Here is a 19,042-nt window from a genome sequence, read left to right on the forward strand (position 1 = left end):
GGAAGCCACCTTGGCGGCCATGCGCCGAGACCTCATGGCACCTGTGGAAGCCCGCTCCCGGCAATGATGCGGCCATGCTGCTGCTCCGCCACCGCGACCGAGTGCCCGGCACCAGCGCCTGCGCCCCTGCACCCCGCAGCAATGTCCCTGAGCGGCACCTGGGGCCGACCGCACCTGCAGGGGCCTGGACCACACGCCCGCCACAGCCCGGTAGAAAGGTGTCATGGACGAGCGTGTGCGGCCCCACGAAGGGGCGGATGATGTGGACGAGGTGACCCGCGCCGTACTGACGGCTTCCCGCGTTCTGGTGGCTGTGTCGGCGCGCTCCCTGGCGGCAGTCGAGGACCGGGTGACGCTGCCTCAGTTCCGGATGCTGGTCGTGCTCTCCATGCATGGGGCCGTCAAACTGGTCGCGCTGGCCGACCGGCTTGGCGTCAGCCCGTCCACGGCCATGCGCATGAACGACAGGCTGGTGGCCGCCGGCCTCGTGGACCGCAGGGTCAATCCGGACAACCGACGCGAGAACGTACTGAGTCTGACCGACGCCGGATACCGTCTGGTCGAGGAAGTCACCGCCCGTCGGCGTACCGAGATCGCGGCGATCGTCGAGCGGATGGCTCCGGAGCAGCGCACGGCGCTCATTGCCGCACTCACGGCATTCGCCGAGGCCGGTGGCGAGCCGGCAGTGACCGAAGGACGTGATGCCTACCCGCTCGGGTGGGCCGACCTCCCGCACCGAACCGCCTCCTGAACCTGCAGGACGTGCCGCAGGCAGATGCTCGTGGCGGCCACGTTCCACAACCGCGCCACCACACGGGACTCTCACATCGGACAAGCCCGCAGGCCTCTCACCAAGGCCCCGCAGCACGGGTGCTGCGGGCCTTGGAGGGCCGGGAGCCGACGGTGCTACTGCTCGGGCTGGGACAGATGGGCCTTGGCGTCGTCGTAGGTGGCATTGCCCGACTCGGCCGGGGCGTAGACCAGGTTCAGCACGCCGGTCTGGAACGTCTCGGACGAGATCAGCCTCAGCGGGATCGTGGTCTCGCCTTCGTCGAACAACCGCATGCCCTTGCGAACGGCGATCGGGTGCACCAACAGATGCAACTCGTCCAGCAGGCCGGCGGCCAGCAGCTGGCGGACGACCGAGACCGAGCCGCTCAGGGCGATGTTCCCGCCCGGCTCGTTCTTCAAGGCGGTGACGGCGTCAACGAGGTCGCCCTCGAGCTGCTCGGAGTTCCGCCAAGTGAACTCGAGCTTCCGGTTCGACAGGACGATCTTGCGTGCGTCGCCGAGCACCTTGGCGAAGGCGGCGTCCTCGCCGCCGGCCGCCTCGCGCTCCGGCCACGCCCCGGCGAAACTGTCGTAGGTCTTGCGACCGAAGAGGAGGGTGTCGGCCGTGCCGAAGGTCGCGTCGACAGCGGCGCCCATCTCGTCGTTGAAGTACGGGAAGTGCCACTGGTCGGGTGCCTCCACGACTCCGTCGAGCGAGATGAAAAGGCCAGCAATGATCTTCCTCATGATGTTCCTCCGAGAGAGGTAGTCGGTGAACTCCGTCTCCAGTTAGACGACGGGAGCCGGATGAACTCATCGGCGGCGGCACAGCCGTCGAGCGCACGGTGCGGGATCGGCCCCCGAGCGGAGCTGTCGCCACGGCGACGTGTCACCCGCAGCGACGGCGGTTCGACCGAACAACTGGCAGACCCACCCGGATCTACTGGTCGCCATCCTGTGTTCCGCTGATGCCTGCCGAGAAGGCGTCGTTCTTGGGGCATCGGCTCAGGGTCCGCTCGGGGTTGGGTCCAGGGGTGCTTCCGGAGGATGCCGGATGCCCCGGAACGGCACCTGTCAGCACGCTCTGACACGTGACGAAGAGCAGCGGACGACTCAAGCGGATACTCATCGCCCTCACCCTCGCGATCGTCGCGGTGCCGGCGACCGCGGTCGGCGCGGGGGTGTGGCTGTACGCAGCCGCCGACGTTTCCACCGTCGGCAGGGTGGAGTTCGCCAACCCCCTGGCGGTCCCACCGCTCGCGGACTCGACGGTCGACAAGGACGGCACCCGCGTCTTCGACCTCGAAATGCAGCCGGGCCACAAGGAGTTCACCGCCGGACAGCAGACGCCGACCTGGGGCTTCAGCGGCGATTACCTCGGCCCGACGCTGCGTGCCGAGCGCGGTGAGCAGGTCAGGGTGAAGGTCCGCAACTCGCTGGACGAGGCGTCCACCGTGCACTGGCACGGCATGCACCTGCCCGCGACGATGGACGGCGGCCCGCACCAGATGGTGAACGCCGGTGACAACTGGCAGCCGCACTGGGAGGTCGACCAGCCCGCCGCGACCCTCTGGTATCACCCACATCCGCACGGTGCGACCGAAAAGCATGTGCAGCGCGGCCTGGCCGGGATGTTCATCCTCGACGACGACAAGGCCGCTGAGCTGCCGCTGCCGAAGACGTACGGCGTGGACGACCTGCCGCTGATCGTGCAGGACGTGAAGTTCGAGGGCGCGCAGTTCGACCACGGCCACCGGACGATGGCGAACACCGGCTTCCTGGGCGACACGACGATGGTCAACGGCACCCTGGCGCCGTACCGGGAGGTGGGCGACGAACGCGTACGCCTGCGGCTGCTCAACGCATCGACCGCCCGCAGCTACGACTTCGGCTTCGACGACGACCGCGGGTTCTCGCTCATCGCCACGGATGGCGGGCTGCTCGAAGGGCCCGTCACCCTGGATCGGATCAAGCTCTCCCCCGGCGAGCGAGCCGAGATCGTCGTCGAGGTGCACCCCGGCGAGCGTACGGTGCTGCGCAGCTACGCTTCGCCGGACAGCGACTTCTGGCAGGACCGCTTCGGTGGCAACGACGACTCCTTCGACATTCTGGAGCTGCGGGCCGCGAAGGCCCTTCGCTCGTCGCCCGAGCTGTCCGACGAGCTCGTCGGGCCGGCCGGGCCCGAGGTGCCCGACGGCTCCGATCCCGTGCGCGAGCGTTCCTTCGACTTGCGGATGTCGGGCATCAATGGCGAGCCGATGGCGATGGACCGGATCGACGCGTCCGTCACCCGTGGCACCACGGAGGTCTGGACGCTGCGCAACCGCGACGGCATGCCCCACAACTTCCATGTCCACGATGTGCAGTTCCGGGTGCTGGAGGTGGACGGCGAGCGGCCGCCGCCGGAGCTGCGCGGGCCCAAGGACACGGTGTACGTACCGGGCAGCCGTACGGTGAAGATAGCGCTGCGCTTCGACGGACCGGCCGACCCCGACACCCCGTACATGTACCACTGCCACCTGCTCTATCACGAGGACGGCGGCATGATGGGACAGTTCGTCGTGGTCGAGCCGGGCCAGAAGGCGGGCAAGCCGCCTGTCGGCAGCGACCACGACCACCGCTGAGCCCCGGTCAGCCCTCCGCAGAGGGTCGACCGACACCCGCTCCCTCGTACGGTCAGGAGCTCGCCGAGTCACTGACCGGGTCACTGGGGAAGTGGCCGCCCAGCCACACCGGTGTGATGTGTACGGTGCTGATCCGCCATCCGCCGTCTTCACGGCGGTAGGTGTTGTCGTACCAGCCGCCGACCGCCCACCAGTCGGTGCAGTCGGCCTCACGGGGCACATGAACCGCCTGGAGGTAGGACCGTGAGGTGGCGCTGTCACCATCGACCGCGATCTGGTGGTTCGTGCTGATGTGGTGCGTCCGCTCGTAGCGGCCCAGGTCGTTCGCGACGAATGCGGCCAGCCCCGCGCGGCCCTGGTGCTCGACGCCGGGCAGCCGCAGAATGCCGTCCTCGGTGAAGAGCGCCGCGTACCCGTCGTAGTCCTTCTCGTCCAGGCATCTGGCGAACGCCACCAGCAGGTCGCTGATCGCCATGCGGTCCACCAGCAATCTCAGGTCTGCGTCGGTCGCGGGCATGGTCGGCCTGCCTTCCCTCGTCGACGTCGCTCACGCCCCCCGCAGCAGGGCGGTGTAAAGGGTCAGCCCGGGGCCGAACGCCATGCCCACACCGAACTGCCCCGGCTCCAGGGGGGTGCTGTTCTGCAGCGCATCCATCACCAGAACGAGGCCCGCGGACGCGCAGTTCCCGTGGTCGCGCAGCACCTGCCGGGAGATGGCGACGTCGGCGCGGCTGAGACCGAGGCACTGTTCGACCGCGTCGACGATGCCAGGCCCTCCCGGGTGCACCGCCCACCACCGCACGTCGGCGAACTCGATGCCGTACGGGGACAGCAGGTCCCGCGTCATGGCCGGGAGGTGGTCGGCGAGCACCTCGGGCACCTGCGGAGACAGACCCATGCGGAAGCCGTGGTCGCCCACGTTCCACGACATGTAGTCCTCGTGCTCGGTGTCGGTGCGTGCGGCGATGGCCAGCACGTCGAGCCCGGGACCGGCGCCGCTGCCGTTCGTCCCCGGCTGGATGACCGCGGCCGTCATCGCGTCGCCGAACAGTGAGTTCACCACCAGCTGGCCGTTGTCCCAGGGGGGCGGCTGCAGGTGCAGGGACGACAGTTCCGCGTTCAGCATCACCGCGGGCCGCTGGTGGCAGCGGACGAAGTTGGCGCAGGCGGCCAGGGCGGGAAGGGCGGCGAAGCACCCCATGTGCCCCACCGAGAGCCGCTCCACGTCCGACGACATGCCGATGTCCCGAGCGAGACGAGTGTCAACGCCGGGTGCTGCATAGCCGGTTGACGACACCAGGCACAGCAGCCCGACGTCGGCTGGATCGACACCGGTTGGATCGAGGGCGGAGACGACGGCGTCCTTGCTCAACGGCAGCGCCTCTTGGGCGTAGCGACGCATCCGGGTCCCGGTGGACCACTGCGTCACGTCTTCCATCGCCGGGCTCACCGCCAGGTGGCGTCGCGCGATACCGGAGTGCGCGACGACCTTCTGCAGGAACGGCATCTTGGGATGATCGTCCGGCAGCAAGCACTCGGGGATCTCCTGCTGACTCTGCGATATCAGGGGTAGAGCCACTCCGAACCCGGTAATGCGCGCCGTCGGTGCGTCATCCATGGTTACATATTCGCAATATGGCCATTATTGTGGGCATATTCCCGCACCCAATCGGGTGACAGGCCCTCAACCACGCGGTTTGCGGCGAGCTGCGGAGCTGACGCAGTGCGCACTCCCTGCTGAAGGCAGTGAGCCACCCGGTTCCGCTGACCGCAGAAAGGCCCGGTTCTGGAACCGGGCCTTTCTGCGAAAGCTGCGGGCTCCTGCCTGTCACATGCCCATCACCGGCTTCGACGGGAAGCGCGGCGTCGGCGAATCGCGCGGGTGATGATCGGCGGGAGGAAGTCGGCGGCCAGGCGCCGGGCGGACAGCGAAGCGAATGCCTTCGGCCGCCGATGCGGTTCGGGATCGGCGCGGCCCGGTGCCTCGGCAGCCACCACCGGATCGTCGGCGAAGCGGGAATCCGGCACCGCCGGGGCCTTGGGGCGGCCCGAGAAGCGCAGGATGCGCTGGCCGGCTATCTCCTGCACGCTGATCTTGATGTCGCCGCGCTCCCGCGCCTCCGCCAACAGCTCGTCCTGCAGCGGTTCCGGATCTCCCCAGGTGCCGTAGAGCTTCTGCGTGCTCAGACAGATCGGCCGCAGTCCGCCGTTGAACACCGCCTCCCATGCGGCGGCGGCCACGCCCGGCGTGTGCTCGGAGCGGAAGTCGTCCAGGACGACCACGCTTCCCGGCAGCAGGGCCTTGCGAGCGGTCTCGATGTCGCCCGCCACGTGCTCGTAGAGATGCGAGGCGTCGACGTGTACGAACCTGCAGGTGGCCGCGGAGATCAGCGGCGGCAGGTCGGAGGTGGGGCCCTGGACGACGCGCGGCAGCTCGTCGTGGAACGCCAGGTAGTTCTGCTCGAAGGCGACGCGTGTGAGTGACGCGTACGACTTCCGGGCCTCCGCCGCGTTCTGCTGGTCCGGGGCCGGGCCGTCGAAGAGATCGCAGACCGTGAAACGCTCGCCCGCATTGAGGAAGCTGCCGGTGAAGATGGCGCTCTTGCCCATGTAGACGCCCATCTCGAGGAGGTCACCACGCTCTCCGAGGCGTTCCTGCCGGGAGAGGAACCACGCGAAGAGCACCTGATCGAGACTGGGGAACCACCCCTGGACGTCCCCGAACCGACGGGGGCGCTGCTCTGCACGGGCTGGGGCGAGGGATGCCTTCATATGCTGTCCTCGGTGGCCGGGGTGACGAGCGGAAGTGGCCGCCACCCTAGGGGCCGGAAGGCATCGCCGGGTCGTACCCGCGGTGTACTTCGTGTGACTATTTCTCAGGCAAGCTGTCCCACGCCTCGCCCTGCCCGAACAGCTCGTAGCCCTTCTCCGCCGCGACCTCGGCCGCGTGCGCCCGGCTACGGATGGGTACCTCGTGTCGGCGGCTCCTGACCACCGCCTCACCCTCGGCCGTCACGATCTTGTGCGTCTCGTAGACGACCTGGCCGGGCTGCTTCTTGCTCCAGACCACGTGCATGCTGGTTCCCATCGGGCTCACTCCCCGGAGGAGGACTCCCCTGATCTCAGGTTCTCACTTGCCGAAGATCATCGCTTGATCTGCGCTCGCCCGCAGTCCGACCTGCTGGGATGCAGCGGCTCATCGCGCGGAGGGAGTACGTCAGCGGTGCGCGGGGGTCCCGGGTGTGGAGGTTATCCACAGGTTCCGGGGCCTCAGCACCGGGGTGTCCGCGGTTCCCCGCAGAATGGGGGCCATGACTGACGAGACCACGGGGCCCGCAGGGTCCATGCCGGACTGGGAGAAGCGCTTCAGGGCACCGCGGGTCGGGCTCCCGGACTGGGCGGAGGATGCACCGGACCGGTCACTGTTCGTGTCGAATGCGTCGGGGACGTACGAGCTCTACGCCTGGGACCGCGCGACGGGGGCACAGCGGCAGGTGACGGACCGGCCGAACGGCACGACGGACGGTGTGCTGTCCCCGGACGGCGAGTGGATCTGGTGGTTCAGCGACACCGATGGGGACGAATTCGGGATATGGATGCGGCAGCCGTTCTTCGGCTGGGGCGAAAGGAAGGCAGAAACCCGGGCGGACGAGCCTGCGACTCCGGGGCTCGACCCCTCGTATCCGGCCGGGCTGGCACTCGGGCGGGACGGCACGGTGGTCGTCGGACGGTCCACGGACGAGGAAGGGTCGACCATCCATGTCGTGCGGCCCGACGGCGGCACGCCCGTGGAGATCTACCGGCACCGGGAGTCGGCGGGCGTGGGCGATCTGTCGTACGACTCCGCGCTGATCGCGATCGAGCACACCGAACACGGTGACGCGATGCACTCGGCGCTGCGGGTCGTGCGGGCCGACGGCAGCGTCGTCGCGGAGCTCGATGACACCAAGGGCGGGACGCTGGAGCTGGGCCTGTCCTGCCTGGGCTTCGTGCCGGTCGAGGCGGACTCGCGGATGCTGGTCGGGCACCAGCGCAGCGGGCGCTGGGAGCCGATGATCTGGGACCCGCTGACGGGCGAGGAGACGGCGCTCGCCATCGACCTGCCCGGCGAGGTCGTCGCGGACTGGTATCCGGACGGGTCGGCGCTGCTGGTCGAGCACAGCCATCGGGCGCGCAGCGAGCTGTGGCGGTACGACCTGGGCTCCGGCGAGCTGGTGCGGCTGGAGACGCCGACCGGGACGGTGTCGGGGGCGACGGCACGTCCGGACGGGACGGTGGAGTTCCTGTGGTCCTCGTCGGCCCTGCCGCCGATGGTCCGGTCGACGACGGGACGGACGGTTCTGGAACCTCCCGCCGGGGCCTCCGGTGGGGCCGCTGTGCTGAAGGCCCCGCAGTCCGTACCGGTGACGGACGCGTGGGTGGAGGGCCCGGGCGGCCGGATCCACGCGTTGGTGCAGCAGCCGGAAGGAGACGGCCCGTTCCCCACCGTCTTCGACATCCATGGCGGGCCGACCTGGCACGACGGCGACGCCTTCGCCGCCGGGCCGGCTGCCTGGGTGGACCACGGCTTCGCGGTCGTACGGGTCAACTACCGCGGCTCGACCGGGTACGGCCGGGAGTGGACGGACGCGCTGAAGCACCGGGTCGGGCTGATCGAGCTCGAGGACATCGCGGCGGTGCGGGAATGGGCGGTGGACTCCGGGCTCGCCGACCCGGAGCGTCTGGTGCTGGCAGGCGGCTCGTGGGGCGGCTATCTGACGCTGCTGGGGCTGGGCACGCAGCCGGAGGCCTGGGCGCTCGGCGTAGCGGCCGTGCCGGTGGCGGACTATGTGACCGCCTACCACGACGAGATGGAGGCGCTGAAGGCCATGGACCGGACGCTGCTCGGCGGGTCCCCGGAGGAGGTCCCGGAGCGTTTCGAGGCGTCCTCGCCACTGACCTACGTCGACCAGGTGAGGGCACCGGTCTACATCTCGGCGGGCGTGAACGATCCACGCTGTCCCATACGGCAGGTGGAGAACTACGTCCGGCGGCTTGAGCAGAGGGGAGTGACGCACGAGGTGTACCGGTACGACGCGGGGCACGGATCGCTGGTCGTCGAGGAGCGGATCAAGCAGCTGCGGCTGGAGATAGCCTTCGCGGAGCGGCACTTGAAGCCGAAGGCGCCGCACGGCGGCTGAGCGGTAAGGGTGGCGGACTTCGGGGCGGGCGGTCAGCGATCAGCGCCGACCGTCTCCTCGGGGTCGGCGGCGGACCTCGGCTCTCCAGGCCGCGGTGCGGCGAGCTCCGTACGCTCCGGTGGGAGGCCCAGGGCCAGATCGCGCTGGGTCTCCGCCTCCCGGCGGAAGAGGCGGAACCACATGAAGAGCACGAAGCCCGCGAAGACGAACCACTCTCCGGTGTAGCCGAGGTTCTGGAAGGCCTTGAGGTCCAGTCCGGTGCCCTCGGCCGCCGCCGGGGGGACCGGGCGCAGGGCGCCTGACGTCTCACCCTCAGGAAGGGTGATCCACGCGTCGTACACGGGGTACGGCACGAGATTGACGAGTGACGCCGCGCTGATCATGGCGAGCTGACCGTCAGGCAGTCCTCCGCCTGCCCCGACCCCGGCGGCGCCCTGGCTCTCGGAGGCCTGGAGTGCTCCGCGTACGGTGACTTCGCCGCGCGGCGGGGCGGGGACGCGGTCCGGGCGGGCGGTGTCGGCATCGCCGGGCAGCCAGCCGCGGACGACCGGCAGCGCCCTGCCGCCGTCCGTACGCAGCAGGGTGAGGACGTAATAGCCGCGCCGGTCGTCCAAGCTGCGGTCGGGGACGAGCAGTTGACGCTCGTGGTCGTAGCGGCCGGTCGCGGTGGCGGTACGGCCCGACGTCTCCTGGGTGACGGGCAGCAGATCGGCCAGTGGCTCGGCTACCGCCCGTGTGTGGTCCCGGCTGTCCCGCTGCTGCGCCTGGTGGGACTCGACCCGCGCCTCGAAGCGGCCGAGCTGCCACGTGCCCATGAAGAGGCAGAACGGCACGCCGAGCACGACGAAGAGGTTGATACCCCACCAGCGGGGCGTCAGCAGGAACCGGTACACACCATCACGGTACGGGCCCCGGGACGGGATGCCCCCGCCGGGGTACGGCCTGCCCGCCGACGACGCCGGCCCGCCCGCAGCCGCCGAGAGGCCGAAGGCGGGAATGTGGGCCGAGGCGGGGCGATCGGGTTTAGGCCGCGAAGGCTCCGGTGCGATACAGCGTGCCCGCGCAGGTGTTGGTGATCGTCGCCCCCGCTGCCGCCGGTCCACCGGCCTTCGGGGTGTGGCTGAGCGCGACGCTGCCGGCAGACTGGGTTCCCGGGTCCTCGGCGGCCGCCTGGGGTGAGGCGGCCTCGGCGGTGCCCGGCTCCCCCGTACTGCTCGTGCCCCCGGAGTCTCCCGGATCGGGCGAGGCGCCGGGGCTCGGACAGCCACCGGAACCGCCCTCGGCGGGGATCCAGGCGAACTTGACCTCGTACGCGGCGCCGGGCCGGAGGATCACCTGCTGCGGCTGGGTGGCCGGGTCGGGCAGCTCGGTCGCCGGATCGCCCGCGGTGTGGTCGACCACCTGGACCCGGCCCTCGTCGGCGCTGCCCTGCGCGGTGGCGAAGACCAGGCCCCCGTCGTCGACCGCGCAGGTGGCGCCGGAGACGTTGGTCACCTGGAAGGATCCGTAGACCGTGCTGGAGCCGTCCATGGTCTCGGACGAGGCCGTGCCACCGCCGAGCTGGCCCCGCGTGCAAGCGGGCGAGGTGGCGGCCATGGACTCGGCCGGGTCGACGCCGCCGACCGCACCGCCGCCCGGTTTGCCGGATTCGCCGCCCTTCTTGCCGCCCTCGCCGCCCCTCTTGCCGCTGCCGGTGGCCTTGTCGGACGGCTTGTGGTCCTTCGTGTCGCCCTTGCCCTGGGCCTCGGCACCACCGGAGACTCCGCCCTGCGCGCGCTCACCGTGCCCCGCGATGGCGTGCCGGTCCTCGCCCGCACCGCTGCTCTGCGCAACGTGCACCGCTGCTGGTACGGCGGTGCCGACCAACAGCACCGCTGCCGCCGCCCCGACCAGCGCCTGCCGCTTGCGCGTGCGCCGAGCGGGCACGGCACGCCGCAGGTGCTCGAGGCTGCCGGGTGCCGGCTCGATGTCGTCCACCACCGTGTGCAGCAGCCGCCGCAGCGATTCTTCGCTCATGGGCGGCCCGTCCGGGGAGTCGGAACCCCGGAGAACGTCCAGCAGGTCCGGGCTCCCCTGAGCGCCGGAGCCGCCTTGGCCACCCTGGCCGTCCTGTGCGGCCGCGCCGTTGCGCCACTCCTGGCCCTCAGGCCCGCCCAGGCCCTCCTGGCCGTGCGGCCCTTCCGGTCCGTAGTTCTTCTTGCTCATGCCGGGGCCTCCATGGCGACGCGAAGCGCCGCGATCCCCCGCGACCCGTACGCCTTCACCGAGCCGAGCGAGATACCGAGGGTCTCGGCCACCTGAGCCTCGGTCATGTCGGCGAAGTAGCGCAGCACGAGGACCTCGCGCTGCCGACGCTGCAAACCACGCATCGCCTTGATCAAGTGGTCGCGCTCCAGCTGCTCGTACGCCCCCTCCTCGGCGCTCGCCATGTCGGGCATCGGCTTCGAGAGCAGCTTCAGCCCGAGGATCCGGCGGCGCAGCGCGGAGCGGGACAGGTTGACGACCGTCTGCCGCAGATAGGCGAGGGTCTTCTCAGGGTCGCGGACCCGGTTCCGCGCGGAGTGCACGCGGATGAACGCCTCCTGTACGACGTCCTCGCACGAAGCGGTGTCGTCGAGCAGCAGCGCGGCAAGACCGAGCAGCGACCGGTAGTGAGCGCGGTAGGTCTCCGTCAGGTGATCGACCGTGGTGCCCGCTGCCATCGACTCGTCAACGCCCTCGCGCTGCGACGGTATGCGGCCGGGGCGCGTTGCGGGCATGGGCGCGATCACCGGCATGCCACCGGTCGCGCAGGGACGGAGCGGACGCAGAACCGCTGCGCCGCTCCCGTAAGTCGCCGAAATGCCAATCCCGAGTACCTCTGCCACGCCTGTTGGACACGCTTCCCCCCGTCAAGGTTGTACGCGTGAGCCAGCAGCTTCACCGGCGATCCATTTACACCCATGCGCACCGTTTTTCTCTCCCCACATGCCCCTTTGTCGCAGCGACTCAGAGAGACAGCAGCAAAGACGCTCCCCACCCGACTGCCGGTTGCAGAAGGGCGGGGAGCGAATCGTCGAACAGATTGGTGGTCCACTTCAAGCGGAATGGACTACCGACTTGCTCACACGATCTTCACAGGTGCCGCGCAGCGACGGACTTTCCCGCTAGGCAGCGGTGAGCTCGGCCGCGACGAGTTCCGCGATCTGAGCGGTGTTCAGCGCGGCTCCCTTGCGCAGGTTGTCGCCGCAGACGAAGAGCTCGAGCGCGCGCGGGTCGTCCAGCGATCGCCGCACCCGGCCCACCCAGGTCGGGTCCGTGCCGACGACATCCGCGGGCGTCGGGAACTCCCCCTCGGCCGGGTTGTCGTACAGCACCACGCCCGGGGCGCCCGCCAGAATCTCGTGCGCCTTCGCCACCGTCACCTCGTTCTCGAACCGCGCGTGCACAGTCAGCGAGTGCGTGGTGATCACCGGAACGCGTACGCAGGTGGCGGTGACCCGCAGGTCCGGAAGCCCCAGGATCTTGCGGGACTCGTTACGGACCTTCAGCTCCTCCGAGGTCCAGCCGTCGTCCTTCAACGAGCCCGCGAACGGCACCACGTTCAGGGCGATGGGCGCCGGGTACGGGCCGAGCTCGCCGACCGTACGGCGCACATCCCCGGGCTGGATCCCCAGCTCCGTGCCGCTGACCTTGGCGAGCTGGTCGCGGAGGGTGTCGATGCCCTCCTTGCCCGAGCCGGAGACCGCCTGGTACGAGGAGACGATCAGCTCGCTCAGCTCGAACTCGGCGTGCAGCGCGCCCAGCGCGACGATCATCGAGAGGGTCGTGCAGTTGGGGTTGGAGATGATGCCGCGCGGACGGACCCGGGCGGCGTGCGCGTTCACCTCCGGGACGACCAGCGGGACGTCCGGATCCATCCGGAAGGCACCGGAGTTGTCGACCGCGACCGCGCCCTTGGCGGCAGCGATCGGCGCCCACTGCGCCGAGACCCCGTCCGGCACGTCGAACATCGCGATGTCGACGCCTTCGAAGGCCTCCTCGCTCAGCGCGACGACCTCCACCTCCTCGCCGCGCACGGTGAGCTTCTTGCCCGCCGAGCGGGGCGAGGCGATGAGACGGATCTCGCCCCAGATGTCGGCGCGCTCCGAGAGGATGCCGAGCATGACGGTGCCGACCGCGCCGGTTGCGCCGACGACGGCCAGCGTGGGCTTGCGGCCCACCGAGCCTGCGACGCCCGCGGCGGTCATCGGCCCGTACCTCCATACACGACGGCCTCGTCGCTGTCGCTGTCCAGGCCGAAGGCGGTGTGCACCGCGCGGACGGCCTCCCCCACGTCCTCGGCGCGGGTGACCACGGAGATACGAATCTCCGAGGTGGAGATCAACTCGATGTTGACCCCCGCACCGGAGAGGGCCTCGAAGAAGGCCGCGGTGACGCCCGGGTTGGTCTTCATGCCCGCGCCGACCAGCGAGATCTTGGCGATCTGGTCGTCGTAGCGCAGCGACTCGAAGCCGACGGCCGACTTCGCCTTCTCCAGCGCCTCGATGGCCTTGTGGCCCTCGGTCTTCGGCAGGGTGAAGGAGATGTCGGTCAGACCGGTGGACGCGGCCGAGACGTTCTGCACGACCATGTCGATGTTGATGTCGGCGTCCGCGATCGCGCGGAAGATCAGCGCCGCCTCGCCCGGCTTGTCCGGCACTCCGACGACCGTGACCTTGGCCTCGGATGTGTCGTGGGCAACGCCCGAGATGATCGCCTGCTCCATCGGCCGGTCCCCTTGATCGTGCGCCTTGTGCGGGTGGTTGCTGACCCACGTGCCCCGGAGGCCGGAGAACGACGACCGGACGTGGATCGGAATGGTGTATCGGCGTGCGTACTCGACGCAGCGGTGCAGCAGCACCTTGGAGCCGGAGCTGGCCAGCTCCAGCATGTCCTCGAACGAGATCCACTCGATCTTGCGGGCCTTCTTCACGACCCGCGGGTCGGCGGTGAAGACCCCGTCGACGTCGGTGTAGATCTCACAGACCTCGGCTTCCAGCGCCGCAGCCAGGGCCACCGCGGTGGTGTCGGATCCGCCGCGGCCCAGGGTGGTGATGTCCTTCTTGTCGTGGGACACACCCTGGAAGCCGGCGACGATGGCGATGTTGCCCTCGTCCAGCGCCGTTCTGATCCGGCCCGGCGTGACGTCGATGATCCGCGCTTTGTTGTGGACGGAGTCGGTGATGACTCCCGCCTGGCTGCCGGTGAACGACTGTGCCTCGTGTCCGAGGTTTTTGATCGCCATCGCCAGCAGCGCCATGGAGATTCGCTCTCCGGCGGTCAGCAGCATGTCGAACTCCCGCCCTGCAGGAATGGGGGATACCTGCTCGGCGAGATCGATCAGCTCGTCCGTCGTGTCACCCATCGCCGACACCACGACGACCACCTGGTGGCCGCTCTGCTTGGCTTCGACGATTCGCTTGGCGACGCGCTTGATGCCATCGGCATCCGCAACGGAGGAGCCGCCGTACTTCTGCACGACAAGGCCCACGTGCGCTCCTCGCAACTCTGTCTTTCCGGGGGGTCCCGAAGCGGGACCCTTCGGTCGGCTCAGTCTAACGAGCAGGCAGAATCAGCCATCCCAATATCACATCGTGAGACGCGTGGCTCACTTCGTGATCACCGAGAGGGGCATTCAGCTGCCGTGCCCGCTCCGGGATGGCCCCTGCCCGCTGACACGCGGCGCACACAGGAACGTAATCCAGCTCACAAAACCGGACGCCATCGAGCCCGCGTTCCCGGACCCGGTGATCGCCTCTCCGGTAGACCCGTCTCCAGTGACCGGGCAGGACTGCTCCCGGTCCCAGCGGTCGGCGGCATACGCGGACCGAGGCTCAGCGACGTGCCCGGACCGGACGCAGGCCCAGCGGGGCGGCAATCTCCTCGGCCATCACCCGGCCCGCCTCCTCCTCCAGCACCCCGTCGTCCGAGGCCGCCTCCGCGTCGGTGTCCAGGCCGTCCAGCTCCTCCAGCGGGCTCTCCGTACGGATGTGGGCCAGCAGCGACTGGAGGGCACGGAGCGCGGCGGACGCGGTCGGACCCCAGTTGGAGAAGTAGGAGAACTGCCACCACCACAGGGCTTCGGTGATCCGGCCCGCGCGGTAGTGGGCCATGCCGTGCCGCAGGTCGGTGATGATGTCGGCGAGATCGTCGGAGATCCGGCAGGGGACGGGAACGCTGCGCGGGACGTACGGATCGAAGACCTCGGAGTAGACATCCGCCGGGTCGAGCAGCGCGGCGAACCGCTCCCGCAGCTCGTCGACATCGTCGGGCTCCGGACCGGCGTCCGTCTCGTAGCGCTCCTCCGGAACGATGTCCTCGTGCGCGCCCAGCCGGCCGCCCGCGAGGAGCAGCTGGGACACCTCCAGCAGGAGGTACGGGATGGCGCTGCCCGGCTCGTCGCCCTTGGCCACTTCCGTGACGGCGACGATGAAGCTCTCGACCTGGTCGGCGATCTGTACGGCGAAGTCGTCCGGGTCCTGCTTGGCGTCGTGGAGCGTGGCGTCAGACATCGAGAAGTCGTCTCCCTTCGAAGGCACGGCCCAGCGTGACCTCGTCCGCGTACTCCAGGTCTCCCCCGACGGGGAGGCCACTGGCCAGTCGCGTGACCTTCAGACCCATGGGCTTGACCATACGGGCGAGGTAGGTGGCGGTGGCCTCCCCCTCGAGGTTCGGATCGGTGGCGAGGATCAGCTCGGTGACGGTGCCGTCGGCGAGCCGGGCCAGCAGCTCCCTGATCCGCAGGTCGTCCGGCCCCACGCCTTCGATGGGACTGATGGCCCCGCCGAGCACGTGGTAGCGGCCGCGGAACTCACGGGTCCGCTCGATCGCGACGACGTCCTTCGGCTCCTCCACAACACAGATGACCGCCGGGTCGCGGCGCGGGTCCTGGCAGACCCGGCACTGCTCCTCCTGCGCAACGTTTCCGCAGACGGCACAGAATCGGACCTTGGCCTTGACCTCGGTCAGGGCGTGGGCGAGCCGGCGGACGTCGGCCGGCTCGGCCTGGAGGATGTGGAAGGCGATCCGCTGCGCGCTCTTGGGACCGACGCCGGGCAGCCTGCCCAGCTCGTCGATCAGGTCCTGGACCACGCCTTCGTACACGGAACGCCGTCTCCTTCTTCTTTCCTGCTACGTACGCTAGTTGATCCACCCTAAGGAGCAGATGAAGGACCAGCCTGTCAATGGGTCGGCACCGGCCCGACCGCCGGACCGGGCAGCTCAGAAGGGCATGCCCGGCATGCCGCCGAGGCCCTGTGCCAGCGGGCCGAGCTTCTGTTGCTGGAGCTCCTGCGCGGCGCTGTTCGCGTCCCGTACGGCCGCCAGGATCAGATCCGCGAGGGTCTCCGTGTCCTCAGGATCCACGGCCTTGGGGTCGATGACCAGGCCCTGGAGCTCCCCGGACCCAGTCACCGTGGCCTTGACGAGTCCGCCGCCCGAGGAGCCCTCGACCGAGCTCTCCGCCAGTTCCTGCTGTGCCGCGGCCAAGTCCTGCTGCATCTTCTGGGCCTGCTGAAGCAGCTGCTGCATATTGGGCTGCCCACCACCGGGAATCACGGCTTCGCTCCTGGCATTCGACGACTTTCTTCAGTAGCCCGAGCCTACGGGTTCGGAGGACGCCGCGCCCTACGCCGCACGAATGACCGGATTCGCTCGGGCCGCGGGCGCAGCTCGTGCGCAGCGGACGCCGCTCGCGCGTACAAGGTCAGCGGGCTCCGCACCGGGCGGATCGTTCGCCGCGGCCCGGCGCCGCGCGGGAGCCGTCGCGTTCCATTCCCCAAGGCGAGCCCTCCCGACCGCTGGTGGGGGCGGCTCCCGGATACCGCACTTCGCCGACCGTGGCCACGCGACGTATCAGCGGATGCGCGCTCCGCGTATGCCGAAGTGACGGGGCCCGGCGGGCGCGGGCTGTTATTCGTTGTACTCCTCGACGACCGTCGCGCCGAGCTCTCGGACGATCAGATCGTGGCCGCTCAGAGCCGTGTCGTCGAGGTCCGGGTCGTCCTCGGCCGGCATGTCGTCCTCGAGGGCGACCGGCGCCGAAGGCACCGGCCCGCGGTTCGCCCGTGCGTCCGGCGCGGAAGGCCGCGGAGTGGGCGAGGACTGGGAGGGAGCAGCCGGTGCGGGCCCGGTCGGCCGCGCCGGCGACGGGGCCTGCGGGGCGGGACGGGGAGCGGACGGTCGTGAGCCGCCCGAGCCGCCGCCGAAGCCCGGCCCGGACTGACCGCCCGGCGCTCCCCCGCCTCCCGACGGGTCGACGACTGCCTCGACCTTCCACTGCACCCCGAAGCGGTCGCTGAGCGCCTGCCGCAGCACGTCCTCGCTTCCGCCGCCGACGAAGCTGTCGCGGGCCCCGGCGTTGGAGAAGCCGAGCCGGAGCGTGGTGCCGTCGAAACCGGCGACCTGGGCGTTCTGGCTGAGCAGGATCCACGTGAAGCGGCGCCGGTTCTTGACCTCCTCGAGGATGTCCGGCCACATCTGCCGGATCTGCGCCGCACCCTGCACCATGCCGGCCGCGCCCTGCGCCGTACCGGGAGCGGCGGCAGGAGCGGCGGGGGCCGCTTGCGCCGCCGCACCGGAGGAACCCGGCTGTCGTCCACCCTCTGGCCAGTCGCCCGGTCGATGGGGTGGAGCCTCGCCCATGCCCTGGCCACCTGGCTGAGATCCCGTGCCCGTACGCCGTTGCGCGCCAGCTCCCTCGAGACCGGCTCCCGCACCGGGCTGCGGGGCGCCGCCCTGCCCGCGAGCGGTTCCCGTGGTCCCGGTCGGCCACGCGCCCGGCCGGGAAGGAGCAGCCGAGCCGGCATCTCCCGAGGCGTCGGGCTGAGCCGTCCTCGCCTGCGGTGCGGCGCCGCCCGCGGCCTTGGGCTGAGCACCGGCGGGCCAGGTTCCGGGCCGTTGCTCCTCTGCACTCCCGCCCTCGGCGGACACGTCGGGTGGGCCACCGGCAGTCTGTGCGGAGCCGCCCTCCAGGGCCGCACCGCCGGGCTGGGCCGAGGCTGCGGCATCGGCGCCCGGCTGCGCAGTCGGGGACCGTCCGGCGTCCGGACCCTCCGATGCGAGCGACGAGGCCTGAGGCTCAGCGGGCGCCTGCGGGGCACCGGCCTCTGCGGGTCCCCCGGTCCCCGCGTTCCCCCGGCCTGGCAGAGCCGCGCGGGCAGCCGCCGCTCCGGTCGGGCCGGGGCGTACGGCATGGGCGTCCGGGCTCGGGACGTAACCCATCGCAGGGCCCGCCGCCCCGGGGAGCCCGCCCGCCGCCGCGCCCCGCTCGAGGCGCTCGAGCCGCGCCTGAACCGAGCGCTCGTCGTCGAAGGCGGCAGGCAGCAGCACCCGCGCGCAGATCAGCTCCAGCTGCAGGCGAGGTGCCGTGGCACCGCGCATCTCGGTGAGACCCTCGTTCACGAGATCCGCGGCCCGACTGAGCTCGGCCGCGCCGAAGCGCGACGCCTGGGCCTGCATGCGCTCGATCACATCGGCCGGGGCGTCGATCAGGCCCTTCTCCGCCGCGTCCGGCACGGCGGAGAGGACCACCAGGTCGCGCAGCCGCTCCAGCAGGTCGGCGACGAAGCGCCGCGGGTCGTTGCCGCCCTCGATGACCCGGTCCACGACCTCGAAGGCGGCCCTTCCGTCGCTCGCCGCGAAGGCGTCGACGACCGCGTCGAGCAGCGACCCGTCGGTGTAGCCGAGCAGCGCCGTCGCCATCGCGTACGTCACGCCGTCCTCGCCCGCGCCCGCCAGCAGCTGGTCCATCACCGACATCGAGTCACGTACGGAGCCCGCGCCGGCCCGGACCACCAGCGGCAGCACGCCCTCCTCGACCGGGATGGCCTCGCGCTCGCACACGTCGGCGAGATAGTCGCGCAGCGTCCCGGGGGGCACGAGCCGGAAGGGGTAGTGGTGGGTGCGCGAGCGGATCGTGCCGATGACCTTCTCGGGCTCGGTGGTCGCGAAGATGAACTTCAGATGCTCCGGCGGCTCCTCGACCACCTTCAGCAGGGCATTGAAGCCCTGCGTGGTGACCATGTGGGCCTCGTCGATGATGTAGATCTTGTAGCGGCTGGAAGCCGGGCCGAAGAAGGCCTTTTCGCGCAGCTCACGGGCGTCGTCCACGCCACCGTGGGACGCGGCGTCGATCTCGATGACATCGATCGAGCCGGGCCCGTTCCGCGCGAGGTCGCGGCAGGACTGGCACTCCCCGCACGGCGTGGGTGTCGGCCCCTGCACGCAGTTCAGGCAGCGGGCGAGGATGCGGGCGCTGGTCGTCTTGCCGCAGCCGCGTGGGCCGCTGAACAGATAGGCGTGGTTGACCCGGTTGTTCCGCAGGGCCTGCTGCAGCGGACCGGTGACATGCTCCTGCCCGATCACCTCCGCGAAGGTGTCGGGACGGTAGCGGCGGTAGAGCGCGAGGGACGACACGCCTACGACGATATCGGCCCCCACCGACAA

At 70.3% G+C, this 19,042-nt stretch carries 17 protein-coding genes; 3 read left to right on the top strand and 14 right to left on the bottom strand.

Annotated features, from left to right (window positions below; translation table 11 throughout):
- Positions 1-223: 223 nt before the first annotated feature.
- Positions 224-751: a MarR family winged helix-turn-helix transcriptional regulator gene (locus tag ACTWQI_RS05765; protein ID WP_443268075.1), complete on the top strand. Its 528-nt coding sequence runs from the start codon at positions 224-226 to the stop codon at positions 749-751.
- Between the two features lie 155 nt (positions 752-906).
- Here the strand turns inward: ACTWQI_RS05765 and ACTWQI_RS05770 are convergent, their stop codons facing one another.
- Positions 907-1,518 carry a dihydrofolate reductase family protein gene (locus ACTWQI_RS05770; protein ID WP_443268077.1) on the bottom strand — a complete coding sequence of 204 codons (612 nt, stop codon included), beginning with the start codon at positions 1,516-1,518 and terminating at the stop codon, positions 907-909.
- A 344-nt stretch (positions 1,519-1,862) separates the two neighbouring features.
- Between ACTWQI_RS05770 and ACTWQI_RS05775 the strand changes: the two genes are divergently transcribed.
- Positions 1,863-3,395, top strand: a complete 1,533-nt coding sequence (locus ACTWQI_RS05775; RefSeq protein ID WP_443268079.1) for a multicopper oxidase family protein — start codon at positions 1,863-1,865, stop codon at positions 3,393-3,395.
- Positions 3,396-3,447: 52 nt separating this feature from the next.
- On the opposite strand, the gene ACTWQI_RS05780 is transcribed toward ACTWQI_RS05775, so the two are convergent.
- The 4 genes from ACTWQI_RS05780 to ACTWQI_RS05795 all read right to left on the bottom strand — a co-directional run bounded on the left by ACTWQI_RS05780 (position 3,448) and on the right by ACTWQI_RS05795 (position 6,483).
- Positions 3,448-3,912, bottom strand: coding sequence for a nuclear transport factor 2 family protein (locus ACTWQI_RS05780; protein ID WP_443268081.1), 465 nt, complete (start codon positions 3,910-3,912; stop codon positions 3,448-3,450).
- Positions 3,913-3,942: 30 nt separating this feature from the next.
- On the bottom strand, positions 3,943-4,902 hold the full coding sequence (locus ACTWQI_RS05785; protein ID WP_443268082.1) for a type III polyketide synthase: 960 nt from the start codon (positions 4,900-4,902) through the stop codon (positions 3,943-3,945).
- Positions 4,903-5,234: 332 nt separating this feature from the next.
- Positions 5,235-6,167, bottom strand: coding sequence for a class I SAM-dependent methyltransferase (locus ACTWQI_RS05790; protein ID WP_443268083.1), 933 nt, complete (start codon positions 6,165-6,167; stop codon positions 5,235-5,237).
- A 97-nt stretch (positions 6,168-6,264) separates the two neighbouring features.
- Entirely contained in the window at positions 6,265-6,483 is a 219-nt protein-coding gene (locus tag ACTWQI_RS05795) for a hypothetical protein (RefSeq protein WP_443268085.1), read from the bottom strand.
- Between the two features lie 223 nt (positions 6,484-6,706).
- Here ACTWQI_RS05795 and ACTWQI_RS05800 point away from each other — a divergent pair, with 223 nt between their 5' ends.
- Positions 6,707-8,575 (top strand): prolyl oligopeptidase family serine peptidase, encoded by a 1,869-nt coding sequence (locus ACTWQI_RS05800; protein WP_443268086.1) that lies wholly within the window; start codon positions 6,707-6,709, stop codon positions 8,573-8,575.
- Between the two features lie 32 nt (positions 8,576-8,607).
- Here ACTWQI_RS05800 and ACTWQI_RS05805 read toward each other — a convergent pair whose 3' ends face one another.
- The 9 genes from ACTWQI_RS05805 to ACTWQI_RS05845 form a co-directional block, all read right to left on the bottom strand.
- Positions 8,608-9,468, bottom strand: coding sequence for an SURF1 family protein (locus tag ACTWQI_RS05805; RefSeq protein WP_443268088.1), 861 nt, complete (start codon positions 9,466-9,468; stop codon positions 8,608-8,610).
- 130 nt (positions 9,469-9,598) lie between these two features.
- On the bottom strand, positions 9,599-10,780 hold the full coding sequence (locus ACTWQI_RS05810) for a hypothetical protein (RefSeq protein WP_443268089.1): 1,182 nt from the start codon (positions 10,778-10,780) through the stop codon (positions 9,599-9,601).
- The gene (locus tag ACTWQI_RS05815) at positions 10,777-11,352 is read right to left on the bottom strand and encodes a SigE family RNA polymerase sigma factor (protein ID WP_443268091.1); all 576 of its coding nucleotides are present in this window, start codon (positions 11,350-11,352) and stop codon (positions 10,777-10,779) included. The genes ACTWQI_RS05810 and ACTWQI_RS05815 overlap by 4 nt, the downstream gene beginning before the upstream one ends.
- A gap of 369 nt (positions 11,353-11,721) precedes the next feature.
- Positions 11,722-12,804, bottom strand: a complete 1,083-nt coding sequence (locus ACTWQI_RS05820; protein ID WP_443268093.1) for an aspartate-semialdehyde dehydrogenase — start codon at positions 12,802-12,804, stop codon at positions 11,722-11,724.
- On the bottom strand, positions 12,801-14,087 hold the full coding sequence (locus ACTWQI_RS05825; protein ID WP_443268095.1) for an aspartate kinase: 1,287 nt from the start codon (positions 14,085-14,087) through the stop codon (positions 12,801-12,803). The genes ACTWQI_RS05820 and ACTWQI_RS05825 overlap by 4 nt, the downstream gene beginning before the upstream one ends.
- A 343-nt stretch (positions 14,088-14,430) precedes the next feature.
- On the bottom strand, positions 14,431-15,108 hold the full coding sequence (locus tag ACTWQI_RS05830; protein ID WP_443268097.1) for a DUF5063 domain-containing protein: 678 nt from the start codon (positions 15,106-15,108) through the stop codon (positions 14,431-14,433).
- Positions 15,101-15,700 (bottom strand): recombination mediator RecR, encoded by a 600-nt coding sequence (recR, locus tag ACTWQI_RS05835; protein WP_443268098.1) that lies wholly within the window; start codon positions 15,698-15,700, stop codon positions 15,101-15,103. Before recR ends, ACTWQI_RS05830 begins: the two co-directional genes overlap by 8 nt.
- A gap of 117 nt (positions 15,701-15,817) precedes the next feature.
- On the bottom strand, positions 15,818-16,153 hold the full coding sequence (locus ACTWQI_RS05840) for a YbaB/EbfC family nucleoid-associated protein (protein WP_443268100.1): 336 nt from the start codon (positions 16,151-16,153) through the stop codon (positions 15,818-15,820).
- Positions 16,154-16,507: 354 nt separating this feature from the next.
- On the bottom strand, positions 16,508-19,012 hold the full coding sequence (locus ACTWQI_RS05845; protein ID WP_443268102.1) for a DNA polymerase III subunit gamma and tau: 2,505 nt from the start codon (positions 19,010-19,012) through the stop codon (positions 16,508-16,510).
- Between the last annotated feature and the right edge of the window lie 30 nt (positions 19,013-19,042).

Origin of the sequence: Streptomyces sp. KR80 (assembly GCF_052245555.1) — a bacterium.
In the GTDB taxonomy this organism is placed as follows: Bacteria; Actinomycetota; Actinomycetes; order Streptomycetales; family Streptomycetaceae; genus Streptomyces.